17 protein-coding genes, 1 pseudogene and 1 riboswitch are annotated in these 19,626 nt (G+C 63.7%); of the genes and pseudogenes, 13 read left to right on the forward strand and 5 right to left on the reverse strand.

From position 1 onward, the window contains the following. The 5 genes and pseudogenes from NKI24_RS08950 to NKI24_RS08970 all read left to right on the forward strand — a co-directional run. Positions 1-296: pseudogene (locus NKI24_RS08950) on the forward strand (S-(hydroxymethyl)glutathione synthase); the annotation flags it as partial. 66 nt (positions 297-362) lie between these two features. Beyond that, on the forward strand, positions 363-830 hold the full coding sequence (locus NKI24_RS08955) for a YaiI/YqxD family protein (RefSeq protein ID WP_352454435.1): 468 nt from the start codon (positions 363-365) through the stop codon (positions 828-830). Between the two features lie 5 nt (positions 831-835). Then, positions 836-1,513 carry a DUF1345 domain-containing protein gene (locus NKI24_RS08960; RefSeq protein WP_352744580.1) on the forward strand — a complete coding sequence of 226 codons (678 nt, stop codon included), beginning with the start codon at positions 836-838 and terminating at the stop codon, positions 1,511-1,513. Between the two features lie 102 nt (positions 1,514-1,615). Beyond that, positions 1,616-2,494 (forward strand): cytochrome b/b6 domain-containing protein, encoded by an 879-nt coding sequence (locus tag NKI24_RS08965; protein ID WP_352454437.1) that lies wholly within the window; start codon positions 1,616-1,618, stop codon positions 2,492-2,494. A 1-nt stretch (position 2,495) separates the two neighbouring features. After that, positions 2,496-3,305, forward strand: coding sequence for a molybdopterin-binding protein (locus NKI24_RS08970; RefSeq protein ID WP_352451337.1), 810 nt, complete (start codon positions 2,496-2,498; stop codon positions 3,303-3,305). A gap of 23 nt (positions 3,306-3,328) precedes the next feature. Here the strand turns inward: NKI24_RS08970 and NKI24_RS08975 are convergent, their stop codons facing one another. Next, positions 3,329-3,931 (reverse strand): DUF3011 domain-containing protein, encoded by a 603-nt coding sequence (locus NKI24_RS08975; RefSeq protein WP_352451338.1) that lies wholly within the window; start codon positions 3,929-3,931, stop codon positions 3,329-3,331. Positions 3,932-4,029: 98 nt separating this feature from the next. Between NKI24_RS08975 and NKI24_RS08980 the strand changes: the two genes are divergently transcribed. Beyond that, entirely contained in the window at positions 4,030-4,845 is an 816-nt protein-coding gene (locus NKI24_RS08980; protein ID WP_352744585.1) for a transporter substrate-binding domain-containing protein, read from the forward strand. A 12-nt stretch (positions 4,846-4,857) separates the two neighbouring features. Here the strand turns inward: NKI24_RS08980 and NKI24_RS08985 are convergent, their stop codons facing one another. After that, a complete protein-coding gene (locus NKI24_RS08985) occupies positions 4,858-5,856 on the reverse strand; it encodes a hypothetical protein (protein ID WP_352451341.1) in 999 nt (332 codons plus the stop codon). Between the two features lie 203 nt (positions 5,857-6,059). Continuing rightward, positions 6,060-6,146, forward strand: a riboswitch (glycine riboswitch). 148 nt (positions 6,147-6,294) lie between these two features. On the opposite strand from NKI24_RS08985, the gene gcvT reads away from it, so the two are divergent. Genes gcvT through gcvP form a run of 3 tightly spaced genes read left to right on the forward strand, consistent with a single transcriptional unit; the run spans position 6,295 to position 10,614 of the window. Further along, positions 6,295-7,413, forward strand: coding sequence for a glycine cleavage system aminomethyltransferase GcvT (gene gcvT, locus NKI24_RS08990; protein WP_352473893.1), 1,119 nt, complete (start codon positions 6,295-6,297; stop codon positions 7,411-7,413). A 5-nt stretch (positions 7,414-7,418) separates the two neighbouring features. Continuing rightward, entirely contained in the window at positions 7,419-7,787 is a 369-nt protein-coding gene (gene gcvH / locus NKI24_RS08995) for a glycine cleavage system protein GcvH (RefSeq protein WP_352451343.1), read from the forward strand. Between the two features lie 16 nt (positions 7,788-7,803). Beyond that, positions 7,804-10,614 carry an aminomethyl-transferring glycine dehydrogenase gene (gene gcvP, locus NKI24_RS09000; protein ID WP_352744589.1) on the forward strand — a complete coding sequence of 937 codons (2,811 nt, stop codon included), beginning with the start codon at positions 7,804-7,806 and terminating at the stop codon, positions 10,612-10,614. Between the two features lie 72 nt (positions 10,615-10,686). Here the strand turns inward: gcvP and NKI24_RS09005 are convergent, their stop codons facing one another. Further along, entirely contained in the window at positions 10,687-11,856 is a 1,170-nt protein-coding gene (locus tag NKI24_RS09005) for a GGDEF domain-containing protein (RefSeq protein WP_352744591.1), read from the reverse strand. Positions 11,857-12,129: 273 nt separating this feature from the next. On the opposite strand from NKI24_RS09005, the gene parE reads away from it, so the two are divergent. Together parE and NKI24_RS09015 are read left to right on the forward strand one after the other, a co-directional pair. Then, positions 12,130-14,181 carry a DNA topoisomerase IV subunit B gene (parE, locus tag NKI24_RS09010; protein ID WP_352737122.1) on the forward strand — a complete coding sequence of 684 codons (2,052 nt, stop codon included), beginning with the start codon at positions 12,130-12,132 and terminating at the stop codon, positions 14,179-14,181. Positions 14,182-14,223: 42 nt separating this feature from the next. Then, positions 14,224-16,290 (forward strand): FUSC family protein, encoded by a 2,067-nt coding sequence (locus NKI24_RS09015; RefSeq protein ID WP_352744595.1) that lies wholly within the window; start codon positions 14,224-14,226, stop codon positions 16,288-16,290. On the opposite strand, the gene NKI24_RS09020 is transcribed toward NKI24_RS09015, so the two are convergent. Further along, positions 16,287-17,408, reverse strand: coding sequence for a DUF2336 domain-containing protein (locus NKI24_RS09020; RefSeq protein ID WP_352451348.1), 1,122 nt, complete (start codon positions 17,406-17,408; stop codon positions 16,287-16,289). The two genes, NKI24_RS09015 and NKI24_RS09020, sit on opposite strands and share 4 nt — an antisense overlap. Positions 17,409-17,518: 110 nt before the next feature. Between NKI24_RS09020 and NKI24_RS09025 the strand changes: the two genes are divergently transcribed. Both NKI24_RS09025 and NKI24_RS09030 read left to right on the forward strand, forming a co-directional pair. After that, the gene (locus NKI24_RS09025; protein WP_502894930.1) at positions 17,519-18,010 is read left to right on the forward strand and encodes a MaoC family dehydratase; all 492 of its coding nucleotides are present in this window, start codon (positions 17,519-17,521) and stop codon (positions 18,008-18,010) included. 3 nt (positions 18,011-18,013) lie between these two features. Continuing rightward, positions 18,014-18,895, forward strand: a complete 882-nt coding sequence (locus NKI24_RS09030) for an HpcH/HpaI aldolase/citrate lyase family protein (protein WP_352451350.1) — start codon at positions 18,014-18,016, stop codon at positions 18,893-18,895. A 21-nt stretch (positions 18,896-18,916) separates the two neighbouring features. Here NKI24_RS09030 and NKI24_RS09035 read toward each other — a convergent pair whose 3' ends face one another. Beyond that, complete coding sequence (locus NKI24_RS09035; protein WP_352568828.1) at positions 18,917-19,501, reverse strand: nitroreductase family protein; 585 nt, start codon at positions 19,499-19,501, stop codon at positions 18,917-18,919. Positions 19,502-19,626: the final 125 nt, after the last annotated feature.

The raw sequence follows: 19,626 nt of genomic DNA on the forward strand, positions 1-19,626 counted from the left end.
GCCATGCCTGCACCGGCTGCGGCGTCCACATGCACGGCCCGGTCGAGCGCGACCACGCTTTCAAGGGGCTGTCCTTCATCCATCCGGAACGCTTCCAGGAAGACGGCTGGTCACCGCCGGGCTTCACCGCCTTTGTCTCTTCGATCATCGAATCCGGTGTCGATCCGAGCCGCATGGACGGCATAAGGTCACAGCTGAAGTCGATCGGGCTCGAACCTTACGATTGCCTCAATCCAGGACTGATGGACTATATCGCCACCTGGACGGCCAAGAGATCCGGCGCGTTGCCGGCCTAGTAGCCGCTCGACTATCATCGATCGAGCCGGGCGACGCCGCCCGGCTCTTTCACATTTGGAACAACGATGCCCGCACCTGCTATTCTCGTCGATGCCGACGCCTGCCCGGTGAAGGCCGAGGTCGAAAAAGTCGCCGAGCGGCACGGCATCGTCGTCACCTTCGTCTCCAATGGCGGCTTGCGTCCGTCGCGCGATCCGATGATCCGCAATGTCGTCGTCTCCAAGGGCGCCGATGCCGCCGACGACTGGATCGTCGAAAATGCCCGGTCCAACGATATCGTGGTGACCGCCGATATCCCGCTTGCCGCGCGCGCGGTGGCGCTTGGCGCCCACGTACTTGGTCCGACCGGACGCCCGTTTACGCCCGAAACGATCGGCATGGCGGTGGCAATGCGCGATCTCAAGCAGCATCTGCGCGAAACCGGCGAAAGCAAGGGCTACAATTCGAGCTTCGCGCCGCAGGATCGCTCGCGGTTCCTGGGCGAGCTTGACCGCATCCTACGGCGAGCGCTGAAATCCGCGTCAGCGGACTGAAGGTCATGGCGACCGGTACCCCGACCAAGATGCCCATGCGACGCCACACGCCGTTCGCGGTGTCGGCCTGCATCGGCGCGGCAGCCTTTGGCGCCGCGCTGGTCTGGCGTGCGCCGCTTGCCTATTCGATCGGCGCCAATGTGTTCTTTGCCGCCTATCTCGTTCTTGTCATCGCCCACATGCCGCGGCTTACCGGCAGCTATCTGCGCAAGGATGCAGGCGACACGGACCTGCCGGTACTGGCCATCTTCGCGGTCACGCTGATTGTCGTCGCTATTGCCATCATTTCGTTGTTTCAATTGATCAACAGGGAGAAGAGCGCGGACACCGTCGAGCTTACGGTGGCGCTGCTGTCTATCCCGCTTGGCTGGTTGACCATCCATGCGATGGCCGCACTTCACTACGCGCATATCTACTGGTTGGATGGCGATGCGATGGATGGCGACACAAAAAAGAAAATTCCGGTCGGCGGCCTCGACTTCCCGGGCGGCAAGCGGCCGGAAGGCTCGGATTTCCTCTATTTCGCCACGGTGATCGGCATGACGGCCCAAACCGCCGACACTAACATCACGACCTCGCAAATGCGCCGTGTCGTGCTTGTGCATTCGATCCTGTCGTTCTTCTTCAACACGGTCATCGTGGCAGCCGCGGTCAACCTCGCCGTCAGCCTCGGCAGTCCGTAATAAATCCGTGATCGGGTGAAACATCGCTTAGGCTGGCGACGTATTGGGAGGAGAAGAGATCTGACGAGGCCGCGACGAACGCGCGGCCGGAGGGAACAACAAATGGAATCGCTTGCCAGAAACCAAGCCGCCGGAGCAGATACCGCCGCGCCGAGTGATGCGACGCTGATCTATCGCCAGTCGCGCTGGACGCGGCTGACGCATTGGCTGTGGGCGATCGCGCTGTTCTTCATGCTGCTTTCCGGCCTGCAGATCTTCAACGCCCGCCCGCAGCTCTATATCGGCAAGGAGTCGGGTTTTGGCTACAACAACACCGTCTTCGCCATTGGCGCCGAGAATACGGCGACTGGCCCGCGCGGCTATACCGAAATCTTCGGCAAGCGCTTCGATACCACTGGCGTGCTCGGCTGGTCGGGTCCGGCCGGCCAGGAAACCTCCCGTGCCTTCCCGTCCTGGGCGACGATCCCTTCCTATTACGATCTCGGCACCGCGCGCGTCGTTCATTTCTTCTTTGCCTGGGTGCTGACCACCACGCTGCTGGTCTGGCTGGTCGCCAGCCTGATCAACGGCCATTTGCGCCGCGATCTTGCCCCGCGCCTCGATGATTTCAGGCGCTTGCCGCGAGACATTGTCGAGCACGCCAAGCTCAGGTTCCATCACACGCGCGACTACAACACGCTGCAGAAGATGGCCTATGGCGGCGTGCTTTTCGTGCTGCTGCCGCTGATGATCATCACCGGGCTTGCCATGTCGCCGAGCATGGATTCGGTGCTGCCGTTCCTGAATGATCTGCTCGGCGGCCGACAGACGGCGCGCACCATTCATTTCACGGTGATGCTGCTGCTCGTCGCCTTCTTCATTATCCACATCCTGATGATCCTGGCCGCCGGCCCGATCAACGAGCTGCGCTCCATCATCACCGGGTGGTACCGAACCGACCCGCCGGCGCATGGCGACAATGCGCCAGAGAGGAGTGCCTGACATGGCGAAATTCGAGATCAGCTCCAAGCTACAGATAAGCCGAAGAAAGTTCCTGACCTCGGCCAGCCTCGGCCTTTCCGGCATCATGCTGTCGGGCTGCGACGCCTTCGACAGCCAGCTGGGCGTCGGCGACAGCCTGCGCAGCTTCCTCGAAAGCGCCAATGGCCTGACCTGGCGGGCGCAGCGACTGCTTGCCGGCGCTGACGCGCTGGCGCCGGAGTTCACCGAGGCCGACATTCGCCAGCCACAGCGGCCGAACGGTGTCACCGCACCGGACGACGATTTCTACAAGGGCCTGCTCGCCAGCGATTTCGCCGACTGGCGGCTGGAGGTTTCAGGCCTGGTCGAAAAACCGCTGTCGCTGAGCCGCGAGCAGCTGATGAACATGCCGAGCCGCACCCAGATCACCCGTCACGACTGCGTCGAAGGCTGGAGCTGCATTGCCAAATGGACCGGCACGCCGCTGTCGCTGGTGCTCGATCAGGCAGTGGTCAAGCCGCAGGCGCGCTACGTCATGTTCCACTGCCTCGATACGATCGACCGCAGCCTTGCCGGCGACATCAAATATTACGGCTCGATCGACCTGGTCGATGCCCGCCATCCGCAGACGATCCTTGCCTATGGCCTCAACGGCAAGCCATTGCCGGTCGAGAACGGCGCGCCGCTGCGCGTCCGCGTCGAGCGCCAGCTCGGCTACAAGATGCCGAAATACCTCTACAAGATCGAGCTGGTCGACGGCTTCGCCAATCTCGGCGGCGGCAGAGGCGGCTATTGGGAGGACAATGGCTACGACTGGTACGGCGGCATCTGACCGAAACCTGACCCAAGCTTCATCTAACTGTCGTCGTCGCTGTCGTCGCCGTCGCTGCGCAGGGCCGGATTCAGGTCAGGATTATCGTCAGGGGTGACAAGCTTGCCCAGCCCGTGCGGTCCCTGGTAGTTGCCGTGGGTATCGAAGTTGGGGTTGCCCTGATTGTCGAATTGCGGCGTCGGATCGATCGATTGGTCGTAACGGCGCGGGCGCGGCTTCGGATAGTAATTATCGGAATGATGGCGATGCGAATTGCCGTTGTCGAGAATGGCGCCTACCACGCCGCCGACGATAATGGCTGCGGCGACGTCGCCAGCAGAGGGATTGCGGTCGGGGCCGGCGACTGCGAATTCGGCCGAGCAACCATTGTCGACCCAGATGCCGCCGCCGTCATAGCCCCAGCTTCTACCGTATACGCAACGCGCCTTCGAAAGCCTGGAGGTCAACTGCACGCCGCGGCGCGTATCGACCCCGCAATAGGAATAGCGGTAATCGGCGCTGGAGCAGACCACGCGTTTTGCCCCCGCAGCCTGCGCTGCCGCCGGCAGCAGCGAAAGCTTCGCCGGATTGCCCAGGATGCAAACCAGGAACATCATCGAACCGGTAACCGTCATCCGTGTCGACATCGCAACTCTCCATCAGGGTCCGCTATCGACAGAATGGCACCTCTGTGTAAATCTGACAACCGGACGGGCTCAGCGAGGTTATATTAATGCGCGCTAAGATGATCGCCACAACTATACTTGCCCTTTCTGCCTGGTTGGCTTTGTCGCTGCTGCCGGCCCGGGCGGACGACAGCCTCAAGCGCATCATCGACCAGAAGGCACTGACGATCGGCGTGGCGCTCAACCCGCCATGGATCCTCAAGAAGGCCGACGGGAAGTTGGCCGGCTATGATGTCGACCTGACCAGTGCGCTGGCGTCTGATCTCGGCGTCGACCTGAAGCTGGTCGAGGTGCCCTGGAACGACCTCAAGACAAGACTGCTCAAGGGTGATTTCGACATGATCGCGGCGGGCTACGCCAGCACGCCGGAACGCGCACGCGAGGTGGTGTTCTCCAACCAGACCGGTACCGCCGATATCCGTATGGTTGCGACGATCGCCAGCCTTGGGAAAAGGCCGGGAAAGGCAGTGGCGGCGCCGGGATACAAGATCGCCGTGCTGTCCAATTCCACCGATGAAGCCGCCGCGAAGGAAGCTTTTCCCAAGGCGACCATCCTGTCTTTCGACAATACCTCAGATGTTTTCGCCGCGATCATCGGCGGCGACGCACAGGCGATGGTCGCGACGTCGCCGACGCCGCAGATGGCCGCCAGGCTCTATGACGCGAAGTTGACGATGGTGGGCGGCCCGCTGTTGCGGACGCCGGAAGCGTTTGCGATGCGCCCGGACGATGTCCGCCTCATCCAATACGTCAACAACTGGATCGGCGCGCGCACCGCCGACGGCACCATAGGCGGCGTGCGCCGCTACTGGTTCGGCAGCTTCAAATGGATGTCGCGCTTCGAGACAGCTAAGTCCGAGCCCGCCAAGCAATAGGGTCGCGACCTGTTATGCAACCTTGTCGATCAGCGGCTTGAGCGCCGGATGGATTTCCGGCGAGGCGTGCTTGATCAGCGTCAGCAGCGCGCGCTCGTTCTCATGCAGCGGCCGGTCGCCGATGTGTTCAGCGAGCCATTTGGCCTCGCCGGCATCGACCGTCTCGGCGCGGCGGGCCAGAGCCTCGGCTGCCTTGTTCTTGGACTCCCACTCGGCTTCGATATCGCCGGGTGAGCGATAGGCTTCCATGATGCCGGACAGGCCGCCCGATACCATGCGGCTGAAGAACCCGCCGATCTCCGGATCGGCCTGCTCGAAGAACGAATCCCGGCGCAGCGCCACGTCGCGCACCGGCGGTTCGTAGCCGGCCGAACACATGACGAAATTGGCGATCGCCTTGACGAACAGATCGTTCCAGGACGGATCGTTGTCGCCCGCCGCTGTCCGCTCGTTGATCTCGAACAGCACCTCGGCCTCGGCGCGGCTGATGGCGATGTTGCCATCGCCGCCGTAGGCGTAAAGGATGCGGCGCAACAGCTCGACCTCAGCCTTGGCAATCGACCCAGGGATAAGCCTGCCGCCGGTCATCAGCGGCCCCTTGCCGTCCACGACCGCATGAGCGACCTGCTCCAGCGCATAGCTGGAAAGCGTGCTCGGCGATGATTTGGCAACTTCCAGCACATGCACCAGCAGCTCGAGTTCGGTCTGGCTGTCGACCATGCCGTCGCGCGAAATCGTCCGGATCAGCCAGTCGGCATTGTCTTGCGAAACATAGCCCGCCGGCTTTTCCTGGTGGACGATGAAATCGGTGACGGCCTCGACGAAAAACTCAAGCCATTCTGCGCATTTGTCCCTCGCCGTTGCATCCAGCGCAAACAGCGCCTCGGCCTCGCCGCGCGTTACCACGCCGTCGCCGAACACTTCGCCGCGCAGCATGACCACGTCTTCCGCCGTGATCCGATTTTTCGAGGTCAGCCCGGCCACCGGCGCGCTCATGATCAATTCGCCCATTTTGTTCCCCGCCCGCCGCCGGTAATTCCCGGCCCTTATGCGGTATATCGGCAAGGTCTTGAGAAACCGGCAAGCGGCGTGGTTAGCGAAGGCTTGCCTGTAAAGAAGGCCTGCAGAAGACTTGGCGTAAAAATGTCGCCGGCAGGTGACAAGGTGTCGTCCACGGGCTATGGATGACGAGTCGAGGGCTCCTGACCGAGTCCTACCTGTTTGTGGGAGAGAGCAGCGAGAGCTGCCGCCGAAGGGGAAATCGCCCGAAATCTCTCAGGCAAAAGAACCGTAGACGGGAAAGACACTCTGGAAAGTCGGGGCTTGCCCCCGCGCCGAAGGTGTAAGCGCTGCCGACAGAGTTACGGGGCGCGAGTCTCTCAGGCTTCAGACAGAGGGGCACGGACTGGTCGCCATTCGCGGCCGCTTGCGTGCGACTCTGGAGATGACATGACGGGCGACGATACCAAACACCTTCCCCTCGAAGATCTGCACATGGCAGCTGGTGCGCGCTTTGGCGCCTTCGCCGGCTGGTCGATGCCGCTGACCTATCCGGCCGGCGTGATGAAGGAGCACCTGCACAGCCGTGAGCATGCCGGCCTGTTCGACATCTCGCACATGAAGCTGTTCGAAATCAGCGGTACGGGGGCAGCAGCGCTTCTGAACCGCGCCTGCCCGTTCGATGCCGGCGCACTTGAGGTTTCCCAGTCCAAATACACGTTCTTCCTCAATGAGGCGGCCGGCATTCTGGACGATCTGATCGTCACCAGGCTCGGCGCCGAGCGCTTCATGATGGTCGCCAATGCCGGCAACGCCGCCGCCGACGAAAAGCATCTGCGCGCACTGGCCAAAAATTTCGATGCAGAGGGCGATTTCGATGTAAAAGTGGATGCGCTCGACCGCGTCTTCCTGGCCATACAGGGCCCCGAGGCGTGGGCTGCCCTTTCCCGCGCCGGCATCGAGACCGGTTCGCTGGTGTTCATGCACGGCATCGAGCCGCGCGAAAAATGGTTCATGAGCCGGTCCGGCTATACCGGCGAAGACGGCTTCGAGATCGGCCTGCCGGAAGCGGATGCAAGAAACCTCGTCGCCAGGCTGCTCGAGGACGAGCGGGTGATGTGGGTCGGCCTTGCCGCCCGCGACAGCCTGCGGCTCGAAGCCGGACTGTGCCTGCACGGGCTGGACATCACGCCGGAGATCGATCCGGCCAGCGCCGGGCTGATGTGGGCCATCCCCAAGGAGGTTCGCGCCTCTGGCGCCTTCATCGGCGCCGATGCGCTGCGCGCCATCCTGGAGCGTGGTCCGGCGCAAAAACGCGTCGGCCTGAAGCCGGAAGGCCGCCAGCCGGTGCGCGCCGGTGCTGCCCTTTTCGATGCTGACGGCAACCCTGCCGGCCATGTCACCTCAGGCGGCTTCGGCCCCTCGGCCGGTCATCCGGTCGCCATGGGCTACGTCCAGACGCCGCTTGCCAAATCCGGCGCAAAACTGTTCGCCGATGTCCGCGGGACGAAAATCCCGGTCGACATCCACCCGTTGCCCTTCACGCCCCATCGCTACCGCAAAGGATGATTTCAATGGCAAAGACCTATTTCACCGAAGATCACGAATGGCTGCGCGTCGAGGGCGGCATCGCCACGGTCGGCATCACCGATTACGCGCAGCAGCAGCTCGGCGATCTCGTCTTCGTCGAACTGCCGGAGCCGGGGAAGAAGCTGGCCAAGGGCGACACCGCCGTGGTGGTCGAATCGGTCAAGGCCGCATCGGACGTCTACGCGCCGGTCGACGGCGAGATCACCGAGGCCAACACCTCGCTGTCATCGGATCCTTCACTCGTCAATTCGGCGGCAACCGGCGACGGCTGGTTGTGGAAGATGAAGCTGGCCAATGAGCGCCAACTCGACGGACTCCTCGATGAAGCCGCTTACAAAGCCCATATTGGTTGATAGCAGGACCAGGAAGATGACCGCAGCACCCTACCCCTTCTCGGCTCGCCATATCGGCCCGGGCCTCCATGACGTCAGAGCCATGCTGGCGACGATCGGCGTTCCTTCGGTCGAGACCCTGATCAGCCAGGCAGTGCCGAAGTCGATCCGGCTCGACCGGCCGCTGGCCCTGCCCGCGCCCGCAAGCGAAGCGGAAGCGCTGGCCGAGCTCGCGGCGACGATGGCAAAGAACACGGTGCAGAAGAGCTTCATCGGTGCCGGGTATCATGGCGTCCACGTGCCGCCGGTGATCCAGCGCAACCTGTTCGAGAACCCGGCCTGGTATACGGCTTACACGCCTTACCAAGCCGAGATCAGTCAGGGCCGGCTGGAGATGCTGTTCAACTTCCAGACACTGGTGACGGAACTGACCGGCCTGCCGGTGGCATCGGCCTCGCTGCTCGACGAGGCGACGGCGGTGGCCGAAGCGGTTGGCATCGCGCTGCGCCTTCATCGCGACAAGCGCACCAAGGTGGCACTGGCCGGCACGCCGCACCCGCAGACGCTGGACGTCGTGCGCACCCGCGCCGAGCCGCTCGGCATCGAGGTCGACGGCGAGGTGATCGACGACAACACCGCCGCCCTGCTGGTCTCCTGGCCCGATACATTCGGCGTCTACGGCGACCACAAGGCAGCGATCGACAGGGCCCGTGCTGCCGGCGCGCTGGTCGTCTTCATCGCCGACCCGCTTGGCCTGACGCTGACCGATGCGCCGGCCAGGCTTGGCGCCGACATCGCCGTCGGCCCGATGCAGCGTTTTGGCGTGCCGATGGGCTTTGGCGGGCCGCACGCCGCCTATTGCGCCGTCTCCGACAGGCTGACGCGGCTGATGCCCGGCCGGCTCGTTGGCCAGTCGACGGATAGCAAGGGCCGTCCTGGTTATCGCCTCGCTTTGCAGACACGCGAACAGCATATCCGCCGCGACAAGGCGACGTCCAACATCTGCACCGCACAGGCGCTGCTCGCCAATATGGCGACGGCCTACGCGATCTGGCATGGCCCTGCCGGGCTGCAGGCGATTGCCGGCCGCGTCCACACGCTGGCCAACCGCCTGGCTGCCGGCCTCAAGGCAGCGGGCGTTTCGGTGCTCGGCGACAGCCGCTTCGACACTGTGACCGTGAAAGTGAAGGGCAGAGCCGGCGCGATTGCCGCCGCCGCAGAAAAGACCGGCCGGCTGCTGCGCGTCATCGACACCGACCATGTCGGCATCAGCTTCGACGAGACCTCCACCGAAGCCGATCTGGAGGCGATCGCAGCGCTTTTCGGCGCCAAGGCCGGCGTTGCCGCCCGCAGTTCCATGCCCGGAAAAATGCGCGGCAAGGAGTTCCTCACCCAGCCCGTCTTCCGCGAAAACCACTCGGAAACCGACATGATGCGCTTCCTGCGCCGGCTGGCCGACAAGGACCTGGCGCTCGACCGCGCCATGATCCCGCTCGGCTCCTGCACCATGAAGCTCAACGCCGCCGCCGAAATGATGCCGGTGAGCTGGCCTGATGTCGCCAACCTGCATCCCTTCGCGCCGGCAAACCATTCGATAGGCTATCGCGCCATGATCGACGAGCTGGAAGGCTGGCTGGCCGAGATCACCGGCTTCGACGCGGTGACCCTGCAGCCCAATGCCGGCAGCCAGGGCGAATATGCCGGGCTGCTCGCCATTCGCGGCTATCATCTGTCGCGCGGCGAAGGCCATCGCACCGTCTGCCTGATCCCGTCCTCGGCGCATGGCACCAATCCGGCAAGTGCTGCCATGGCCGGCATGAGCGTCGTCGTCGTGCGCTGCACCGAGGACGGCAATATCGACATGGAAGACCTGCAGGCCAAGACGGCCGAGCATGCGCACAATCTTGCGGCGCTGATGTTCACCTATCCTTCGACGCATGGCGTCTTCGAGGAAGGCGCGCGCGACCTTTGTGCCCTCGTCCACAGCCATGGCGGCCAGGTCTATTTCGACGGCGCCAACCTCAACGCGCTGGTCGGCCTCGCCCGTCCCGGCGATATCGGCGCCGATGTCTGCCACATGAACCTGCACAAGACCTTCTGCATCCCGCATGGCGGCGGCGGCCCCGGTGTCGGCCCGATCGGCGTCAAGGCGCACCTGAAGCCATATCTGCCCGGCCACGTCACCGAAGGCTCGGCCCATGCCGTGGCGGCGGCACCGTTCGGCAGTGCCTCCATCCTGCCGATCACCTGGATGTATATCCGCATGATGGGCGCTTCCGGCCTGAAGCAGGCGACCGAGACGGCGATCATCTCCGCCAACTATGTGGCGACGCGGCTCGGCGAGCATTTCCCCCTGCTTTACAAAGGGCGCAACGGACGCGTTGCGCATGAATGCATCCTCGACACCCGCGTGCTCAAGGACAGCGCCGGCATCAGCGTCGACGATATCGCCAAGCGGCTGATCGACTATGGCTTCCATGCACCGACCATGTCGTTCCCGGTGGCCGGCACACTGATGGTGGAGCCGACCGAGTCCGAGCCCAAGCGCGAGCTGGATCGCTTCTGCGAGGCGATGATCGCCATAGCCGGCGAGGCAGCCAAGGTGGCGAAGGGCGAATGGCCGTTGGCCGACAATCCTCTAGTCAATGCGCCGCACACCGCCGCCGAGGCGTTGGCCGGCCAGTGGACCCATCCCTATTCGCGCCTGGAGGCGGCCTACCCCGCCGGCGATGCCGACACGGCGGCAAAATACTGGCCGCCGGTGTCGCGCATCGACAATGTCGCCGGCGACCGCAACCTTGTCTGCTCCTGCCCGCCGCTGTCGGAATATCTGGGTGCGGCGGAATAGATCATGATCCCGAAAAGTGGAATCCGGTTTTCGGACAAGATCGTGGGTCTAACAAGAAGATAGAAACCTCAATCAGGCAGAACGCAAGGCCGGCCCGTCGGCCTTGCTCGCCCGGTCCCGGACGACGACGCGATTTCTCCCGGCGCGCTTTGCCGCATAGAGTGCTGCGTCGGCTTCGGCCAGCACATCGTCGAGACCGGTGCCGTTTGTTCCGCCAAAGCCGATGCCGCCGCTGACTGTGCTTCGCAACGGACCGAGCTGGGTGGCCACGACTTCCGTGCCGAAGGCGACGCTGATCTTGCTCGCAATGTCATAGGCCTTCTCTTCCGTCATCCGCGACATGACGAGCACGAATTCCTCGCCGCCCAACCGGAAGGCGTCGACGCCGGTTCTGGCGTACTTCCTGATGACGCCGGCGAAGCAGCGCAGGACCTGGTCGCCGACCGGGTGACCGAATACGTCGTTCGTCCTCTTGAAATGGTCGAGGTCGAACATGGCGACGGACATGAACGGACCGAAGACCCGCTCGCCGTAGAGTGCCGTCAACGCCCGCCGATTCATCAGCCCGGTCAATGGATCGGTCATCGTCTCGGCCTTCAGTTCGATCTGCGCCTGCAAATGGTGCAGGGAGAGCGTCAATGCGCCGAGCCCGGTCATGCAGGCGACGGCCACGACGGAATTCACCCGCTCGGCCCAATTGTCGGGCGCAACACCCAGCACCCATTGGCCCGTGACCAGCAGGACCGCGCCGCAAAGTCCGAACGACAGCGCACAGACGCCGCTCAGGAACGAGACGACCAGCAATATCCGGCGATCGTGACCACCCTCAATCCAGAACATCGCCCCGATGAGCGAGAGCAGCGCCGTTACCGTCGCGTAGGTGACAATAATGCCGACACCATCAAACCCGAGATACGTCGCGCCCGCGCAAACAGCCATCGCAACCAAGGTCGGCAAGATGGCTCGCCTGTAGTCGCCTATGCCGAGATATTGCATAGCCGACAGGCAGATAATCAGGAAACCGAGGCTGAGAAGCGCAAGCACGATCTGGCAAAGCCAGGGGCTTGGATCTCTTGCGTAATGCCAAAACAACACGACATGTGCGACCAGCACGAGAATGCCGCAGGCCACCGTCAGCACAAAGCGTGCCTGTGGCGCGCTGAACCAGATCGCAAACATGGTGATGCTAAGGCACGTGCCCGACAGCGCCGCCGCGAGCAGAAGCGAACTGTAATCCAACATGCTTAAGCGACAGCCTCTTGAGGGTTCCACTGCATTCTAGGTCAGCGACAGTTCGCGGATATCGTTTTTCAGCCAACCTTGCGGCGTAACCTTCGGACAAGGTTTACAAAGCGTCGATGCCCCAAGCTTCGACCCCATTTCCGCCGCTTGGCTGTCGAATGGTTTTGCAGTAAGAGGCTCTATCCTCGAACGTAACAGGAACCTCCGTCGCCTGCCCGCGAAAAGCGTGGCAGTATCGGGTGGTGATTCGCAGCATCGGAATCCAGGACCGGCATGGACGACAATAACGATCTTTTCGCCAAATTGGACAAGCAGCCGCAACCGGCTCGCGCCGCCGCGCGCCCGGCCGACCCGCTGGTGCAGGCGGCGAAGCGGCCGGCGCCCCGCGACGCCAGCGAGAGCTACAGTGCCGCCGATATCGAAGTGCTGGAGGGGCTGGAGCCGGTGCGCCGCCGCCCGGGCATGTACATTGGCGGCACCGACGACAAGGCGATGCACCATCTGTTCGCCGAGGTCATCGACAATTCGATGGACGAGGCGGTCGCCGGCCATGCGACCTTCATCGATGTCGAGCTTTCCGCCGACGGATACTTGTCCGTAACCGACAACGGTCGCGGCATTCCGGTCGATCCGCACCCGAAATTCAAGAAGCCGGCGCTCGAACTCATCATGACGACGCTGCATTCAGGCGGCAAGTTCGACAGCAAGGTTTACGAGACGTCCGGCGGCCTGCACGGTGTCGGCGTTTCCGTGGTCAACGCGCTGTCCGACCATCTCGAGGTCGAGGTCGCGATTGGGCGCAAGCTCTATCGCCAGCGCTTCTCGCGAGGCGTTCCGGTGACCGGCCTGGAGCAGCTCGGCGAGGTGCACAACCGCCGCGGCACGAAGATCCGCTTCCATCCAGACGAGCAGATTTTCGGCAAGGGTGCTGCTTTCGAGCCTGCGCGGCTCTACCGCATGGCGCGGTCAAAGGCCTATCTGTTCGGCGGTGTCGAAATCCGCTGGACCTGCGATCCGTCGCTGATCAAGGAAAAGGACACGACGCCGGCCAAGGCAGAATTCCATTTTCCGGGCGGCCTCAAGGACTATCTGAAAGCCTCGCTCGGCGACGAATTCCAGGTGACCCGTGAAATGTTTGCCGGCAAGAGCGAGAAGCAGGGCGGCCACGGTTCGCTCGAATGGGCGGTGACCTGGTTCGGCGGCGACGGTTTTATCAATTCCTATTGCAACACCATCCCGACCGCGGAGGGCGGCACGCATGAGGCCGGCTTCCGCAACGTCCTGACGCGCGGCTTGCGCGCTTATGCCGACCTGGTCGGCAACAAGCGCGCCTCGATCGTCACTTCCGAGGATGTGATGATCTCGGCGGCGGGCATGCTGTCGGTGTTCATCCGCGAACCGGAATTCGTCGGCCAGACCAAGGACAGGTTGGCGACGATCGAGGCGATCCGCATCGTCGAAAGCGCTATCCGCGACCCGTTCGACCATTGGCTGGCCGACAATCCGCAGGAAGCTTCGAAACTGCTCGAATGGGTGATCGCGCGCGCCGACGAGCGGGTGCGCCGCCGCCAGGAAAAGGAAGTGTCGCGCAAGAGTGCGGTGCGCAAGCTGCGCCTGCCCGGCAAGCTCGCCGACTGCACGCAGAATGCCGCCGCCGGTGCCGAGCTGTTCATCGTCGAGGGCGATTCGGCCGGCGGTTCGGCAAAGCAGGCGCGCGACCGCGCCAGCCAGGCGGTGCTGCCTCTGCGCGGCAAGATCCTCAACGTCGCCAGCGCCGGCAACGACAAGCTTGCCGCCAACCAGCAGATATCCGACCTCATCCAGGCGCTTGGCTGCGGCACGCGCTCGAGATATCGCGACGAGGACCTGCGTTACGACCGGGTCATCATCATGACCGATGCCGACGTCGACGGCGCCCATATCGCCTCGCTGCTGATCACCTTTTTCTACCAGGAGATGCCAAGCCTGGTCCGCGGCGGCCATCTCTATCTGGCGGTCCCGCCGCTTTATTCGATCCGGCAAGGCGGCAAGGTCGCCTATGCCCGCGACGACGCGCACAAGGACGAACTCCTGCGCACCGAATTCACCGGGCGCGGCAAGGTCGAAATCGGCCGCTTCAAGGGGCTGGGCGAAATGATGGCCGCCCAGCTCAAGGAAACCACCATGGACCCGAAAAAGCGCACGCTGCTGCGGGTCGACGTTATCGATGCCGAGGCGGCGACCAAGGATGCGGTCGACGCATTGATGGGGACCAAGCCCGAGGCCCGTTTCCGGTTCATCCAGGAACGCGCGGAATTCGCCGAGACGGAAGTGCTGGATATCTGAGCTCCCGCCGCTAGCTTGGCCTTCTGAGCTGGAGACGAGCACTTGACCTGGGCGCGGCTGAAGGACGATATCGGCACGCGGATCGCTGGCCTGACGCGGCCGACGCGCTCGGACTGGATCTTTGCCCTGCGCACCGTTTCGGCCGGCCTCATCGCGATATTGGCCGCCTATGCGCTGAAGCTCGACCACCCGCAATGGGCGATGATGACGGTGTTCATCGTCGCACAGCCGGTCGCCGGCATGGTGCTGGCGAAGGGGTTTTATCGTCTCCTCGGCACGCTTGCCGGCGCGCTGGCTGCGATCGGCATTACCACTGTTTTCGATGCCAACCCGTGGTTGCTGGTTGCAGTTCTTGCCGTCTGGATCGGCATCTGCTCGCTGGTCTCGTCGCTGCTACGCAATCCGGAAGCCTATGGCGCGGCGCTTGCCGGCTACACCGCGATGATCATCGGCCTGCCGGCTTTCGGCCAGCCGCACCTCGTCATCGATCTCGCCGTGGCGCGCTGCGCGGAAATCGTGCTTGGCATCATTTGCGCCGCGCTGAGCAGCCGTCTGATCCTGCCGAAACTGGCCGCCGACGCCATCATCTCAAGACTGAAACGCAGCATTCTCGACCTGGCGGCCTATGCGGACGGCGCTTTTTCCGGCGGCGATGCGGAAAAGCTTGCCGGGCTGCACCGCAAGCTGATCGGCGACGTCCAAACGCTCGGCGAGATGCGCACCTACGCAAGGCTGGAGGGGCCGAGCCTCGCCACCCGCGCCTATCCGGTCCGGCGTACCATCGGCCAGCTTCTGTCGGCCCTGTCAGCGGCGCGTGCGCTGCATGCCCACGCCGCGCCGAAGAATGCAGCCCTCATCCCCGTTCGCGCCGAGTTGCAGGCCGTTGTCGGCGAACTGGTAGCCAAGCCGGGCGCACTGGACGATACGGCGCCCTGGGTGGCGCGGCTCGACGCAATCGCCGGCAAGGCACGGCAGATGCCTGACATCGCGGCCGGGCAAGACATTGACTGGGCTGGCACTGTCACCCGCCTAACCATTGCTGCCGACTTCGCCGAGGCAATGCAGCAAGTGCTGCGCGGCCTGGATGCACTCCGCTCTCCCCCGTCTCGTGCCAGTCGCGAACGGCGGCAGCCAGCGCTGGTGGTGCACCGCGATTACCGTGCGGCATCGCGCAATGCCGTGCGCGCGGCAATCGCCACGCTCCTGGTCGCCGGCTTCTGGCTGGCGACGAAATGGTCGGACGCGACCGGCACGGTCATTCTGGTCGCCGTTGTCTCCAGCCTGTTCGCCGCGCGCGCCGATCCGATCCGGTCGGCATGGAACTTCTTCGAGGGCACGTTGCTCGCCCTGCCCTTTGCGTTTCTCATCGGCCAGTTGGCGCTTCCGGCTTTGCCGGGCTTCGGATGGTTCATGGTCTTTGTCGTGCCGATCCTGGTGCCAGCGGCACTGGCCATGGCCAATCCGCGCTACGTCGGCGTGGCAACGGCCTTTGCGATCAATTTCCTCGCCTTCCTCAGCCCACATCAGGTCATGACCTACGATCCGGAGCCGTTCTTCGCCAATTCGGCAGCGGTCCTTGTCGGCATTCTTCTGGCGATCGGCGTCTTCGCCGTCGTGCTGCCCGCCGACCCCTGGGTTACAGTCAACCGCATCCTGCAAACCATGCGCGAAGATCTTGCACGCCTTTGCCTGCACGACCGCCTGCCGCGGCGATCGGCCTTCGAAAGCCTTGCCTACGACCGGATCAACCAGTTGATGCCACTGCTGCAGAACGCCGGCAAGAAAGGCGACGCGGTTCTCGGCGGCGGCATAGCTGCGGTTACCGTCGGCCTCGAAATCCTACGGCTGCGCAACGCGCAGCAAAGTTCCGCGATCCCGCCTGAAACAGCACTTTCCATCGCCAATTTCCTGCGCGGTCTGGCACGCGAGCTGCTGTTCAGGCGGCCCGGCGAGCCGCAGACGGCGACCGTCGCAGTCGCCAGGCAGTATGCAGCAGGCATCGCGGAGCGCAGCGTCGCGGCCGAAATGCTGCAGATCGCCGCTTCGCTGCGCATCATTGCCGCCGCGATCGAGGATTTTCCGGATTTTTTCGCGAAGGACCGGGTTTAGGCAGCAGCGATCGCCAGCGCGTGCCCGCGTGCGTTCTCGCGCAGCGCGTCGAGATGGATCGATTTGACCAGCCCGGCGAGATCGCCTTCTGCGGACTGTCCGCCCAATTCCTTCAGCATCAGCCAGCTGACTTCCTGGACGCCGGCGAGGCGTTTGCCATTGGCGACCTCGCGCCAGACCTTCAGCGCGCGCAGAATGATGGCGTGGGTGGCGGCGGCAAGCCCGGCGCTGCGGAACAGTGCCTGCAACGCTATGTCATGCCCGCCGGCCAGCAGTGCTCTCACCCGTTGTTCGGACTGTTGGCTGAGCGCGACCAGCGCCGAACCAAAGAAGTCGACCTTGCCGTGCGCAATGGTGCGGACGACGAAGCTTGCGGTCAGGTCGCCGCGCAGGCGCAGATGTTCGACAAGTGCGGTATGTTCCTCTGTCCGCGTGCCTTCGATCAGCGTCACCGAAGCCTTGATGCAAGCATCGCGCGTGACGCGCTCGGCCCTGGCGGCGCCCATCAGCGCCAGCACCAGCGGCGACCCCTTGAGCATCTCCCCGAGCTTGACCAGCAGCGTATGCCGGCAATCGGCGGGCAGCCGGGTGTCGGCGATCAGCGCCTCGCGCACCAGAGGCAGATGGCCGTGCCGCTCGGCCATGCGGCGAAAGCTGACGGATGCGATGTCGGCGCCGCTGTTGGCGAGCAGCGTGGCGCAGGCTTCCGGCTCGCCGATCTCGGCGATCGCCGCCGCAACCGACATCGAGACGCGTGGCCGGTCGGCGATCACCTTCTGCGTCGCCTTCTGGCCGCCGGCAACCCGATCGATCAGGTCGGCATCGGTGAGCAGCGGCGAGCGCGCCAGCACCAAGGCTGCGACTTCCGGCTGGTCCGAGGCCAGCGCGCTGACGATCTGCGGCGGCGCATGATGGCTCATGGAAAGCGCGTCGGCGATCGCCGCCCGCACCTTCGACGATACGTCATCGAGCAGCAACGTCAGCGCCGCCTCGGCAGCGCAGCGGTCCTCGAAAGGCAGCTCCGAGTCGACATAGGCGCGAGCCAGCGCGCTTGCCGCCGCAGCACGCTCCGACACCTTCGCCGTATGGATCCATTTCAGGAAATGCGAAACGACCATGTCGCCTGCTTACGCCCCTTGCCAGAACGCTTCTGACCCTGGCGGAGACCGTAGGCACAAATGGTTTACGAACGGTTCACCATGTTCGTTAACTGGCTTGCGAGCCCGGTATGCAACGCCTATCAACCCTTAAGCAGCGGAGGAGATCGACAATGGCCGGACTTTACCTTGAGGAGTTCGTTCTCGGCCATGTGTTCAAGCACACGCTGCGCAAGACCGTGACCGAAAGCGACAATATGCTGTTTTCGGTGATGACGCTGAACCCGCAGCCGCTGCACATCGACTTCGACTTCGCGGCGAAGAGCGAATGGGGCAAGCCGCTGGTCAATTCGCTGTTCACGCTTGGCCTGATGATCGGCATCTCGGTCAATGACATCACCGTCGGCACCACCATCGCCAATCTCGGCATGAAGGAGACAGTGTTTCCGCACCCCGTCTTCCACGGCGACACCATTCGCGTCGAGACCACGGTGGTTTCGGTGCGCGATTCCAGGTCGAAACCGGACCGCGGTATCGTCGAGTTCGAGCACCGCGCCTATAACCAGAACGATGTGCTGGTTGCCAAATGCACGAGGCAAGCCATGATGATGAAAAAGGCATAGCCGATGCGTTCTCTGCTCTTCGTTCCTGGCGATTCGGAAAAGAAGCTGGAGAAGGGCTTTGGCGTAGGCGCCGACGTGGTCATCGTCGACCTCGAGGATTCGATTGCCGCGCAGAACAAGGGGTTGGCGCGCGACACAGCGGCGCGTTTTATCGCCGAGCACAGGCACCGGACCAGCTCCGCGATCTATGTGCGCGTCAACGATCTTTCGACCGGACTGACCGACGACGATCTGGCGGCGCTCGTGCCGGTGAAACCAGACGGCATCATGCTGCCTAAGTCGAACAGCGGACTGGATGTCCAGCATCTCTCGGCCAAGCTCAGGGTGCACGAAGCCGAAGGCGGCCTGCCGGATGGCGCGATAAGGATCCTGCCGATCATCACCGAAACGGCCGCAGGCGTCTTGGCCGCAGCGACCTACGCCCGTGCAAGCGCGCGGCTTGTCGGCGTCACCTGGGGGGCGGAAGATCTGTCGGCGGCGATTGGCGCGCGCGCGACGCGCGACGCGAATGGCCGCTACACGGATGTGTTCCGCCTCGCCCGCACCATGACCATGCTTGCCGCAAGTGCCGCGGAAGTCGCGGCAATCGACACCGTCTTTCCGGATTTTCGCGACATGGCCGGCTTCGAGGCCGAATGCGCCGAGGCCGAGCGCGACGGTTTCACCGGCAAGATGGCGATCCATCCGGCGCAGGTACCGGTCATCAACGCCGCCTTCACGCCTTCGGCGCAAGCGGTGAAAAGCGCCCTGGCGATCGTCGAGGCGTTCGAGGCGGCAGGAAATCCCGGCGTCGTTGGCATGGATGGCAAGATGTACGACCGGCCGCATCTCAAGCTCGCAGAGCGGCTCCTGGCGCGAGCCAAGGCATCGGAGCTTGATCCTTAGGGGGTCTGTTCCGCGCCGAAATTATCCCACCCACGGCCCTGAATAGTCGGCATAGAGCTTTGCCGGATCGGGCCGCGGTCGTTCCGGTGCTGGCCCCTGGTAGGAGCCGATATGGACGAAGCCGACGACCCGCTCATGCGGCGCCAGGCCGAGGATCGCCCTGCCCTCGGGCACGTCGGAATACCAGTTGCTGATCATGTTGGTGCCGTAGCCCAGCGCATTGGCGGCAAGCATCAGGTTCATCGCCGCCATGCCGCCGGACAGGAACATCTCCCATTGCGGGATCTTTGGATTTTCCCTAGGGATAGAAATCACGCCGATGACCAGCGGTGCCCGCGAAAAGCGCGCCAATTCCTGGTTGCGCCGGCCTTCCGGCAGCGGCCCTTCGCGCTGTTCGGCAAGTTCTGCCAGCTTCTTGCCGATCTCGATACGGGCCTCGCCGCGATAGAGGATGAAACGCCAAGGCTCCAGCCGGCCATGGTCCGGCACCCGCGAGGCGGCGGCGATCATCGTCGCGATCTCCGCATCGCCCGGTGCCGGTTCTTTCAAATCCGGGATCGGCGCGGAATTTCGGGTCAGCAGAAGATCGATGATCGGCGACGCCATGGGCGCAAGTCTCCTGGAATTTGAGCTGAAGCGCACCATCGGGACATCGGGCGGCTTGGGCATTGGCGCGGCGCGCCGGACAAAGAGCCCTGTAGCAGAAGCCGACCGGACTCTTAAGCCTTGAA

It is taken from the genome of Mesorhizobium sp. M0701 (assembly GCF_040320365.1).
Taxonomy (GTDB): Bacteria; Pseudomonadota; Alphaproteobacteria; order Rhizobiales; family Rhizobiaceae; genus Mesorhizobium.

What these genes read in the sequence shown, in the direction of transcription:
- NKI24_RS08955 (WP_352454435.1), top strand. Translation starts at nt 363, where the DNA reads ATGCCCGCACCTGCTATTCTCGTCGATGCCGACGCCTGCCCGGTGAAG.
- NKI24_RS08960 (WP_352744580.1), top strand. Translation starts at nt 836, where the DNA reads ATGGCGACCGGTACCCCGACCAAGATGCCCATGCGACGCCACACGCCG.
- NKI24_RS08965 (WP_352454437.1), top strand. Translation starts at nt 1,616, where the DNA reads ATGGAATCGCTTGCCAGAAACCAAGCCGCCGGAGCAGATACCGCCGCG.
- NKI24_RS08970 (WP_352451337.1), top strand. Translation starts at nt 2,496, where the DNA reads ATGGCGAAATTCGAGATCAGCTCCAAGCTACAGATAAGCCGAAGAAAG.
- NKI24_RS08975 (WP_352451338.1), bottom strand. Translation starts at nt 3,931, where the DNA reads ATGTCGACACGGATGACGGTTACCGGTTCGATGATGTTCCTGGTTTGC.
- NKI24_RS08980 (WP_352744585.1), top strand. Translation starts at nt 4,030, where the DNA reads ATGATCGCCACAACTATACTTGCCCTTTCTGCCTGGTTGGCTTTGTCG.
- NKI24_RS08985 (WP_352451341.1), bottom strand. Translation starts at nt 5,856, where the DNA reads ATGGGCGAATTGATCATGAGCGCGCCGGTGGCCGGGCTGACCTCGAAA.
- gcvT (WP_352473893.1), top strand. Translation starts at nt 6,295, where the DNA reads ATGACGGGCGACGATACCAAACACCTTCCCCTCGAAGATCTGCACATG.
- gcvH (WP_352451343.1), top strand. Translation starts at nt 7,419, where the DNA reads ATGGCAAAGACCTATTTCACCGAAGATCACGAATGGCTGCGCGTCGAG.
- gcvP (WP_352744589.1), top strand. Translation starts at nt 7,804, where the DNA reads ATGACCGCAGCACCCTACCCCTTCTCGGCTCGCCATATCGGCCCGGGC.
- NKI24_RS09005 (WP_352744591.1), bottom strand. Translation starts at nt 11,856, where the DNA reads ATGTTGGATTACAGTTCGCTTCTGCTCGCGGCGGCGCTGTCGGGCACG.
- parE (WP_352737122.1), top strand. Translation starts at nt 12,130, where the DNA reads ATGGACGACAATAACGATCTTTTCGCCAAATTGGACAAGCAGCCGCAA.
- NKI24_RS09020 (WP_352451348.1), bottom strand. Translation starts at nt 17,408, where the DNA reads ATGGTCGTTTCGCATTTCCTGAAATGGATCCATACGGCGAAGGTGTCG.
- NKI24_RS09025 (WP_502894930.1), top strand. Translation starts at nt 17,519, where the DNA reads ATGCAACGCCTATCAACCCTTAAGCAGCGGAGGAGATCGACAATGGCC.
- NKI24_RS09030 (WP_352451350.1), top strand. Translation starts at nt 18,014, where the DNA reads ATGCGTTCTCTGCTCTTCGTTCCTGGCGATTCGGAAAAGAAGCTGGAG.
- NKI24_RS09035 (WP_352568828.1), bottom strand. Translation starts at nt 19,501, where the DNA reads ATGGCGTCGCCGATCATCGATCTTCTGCTGACCCGAAATTCCGCGCCG.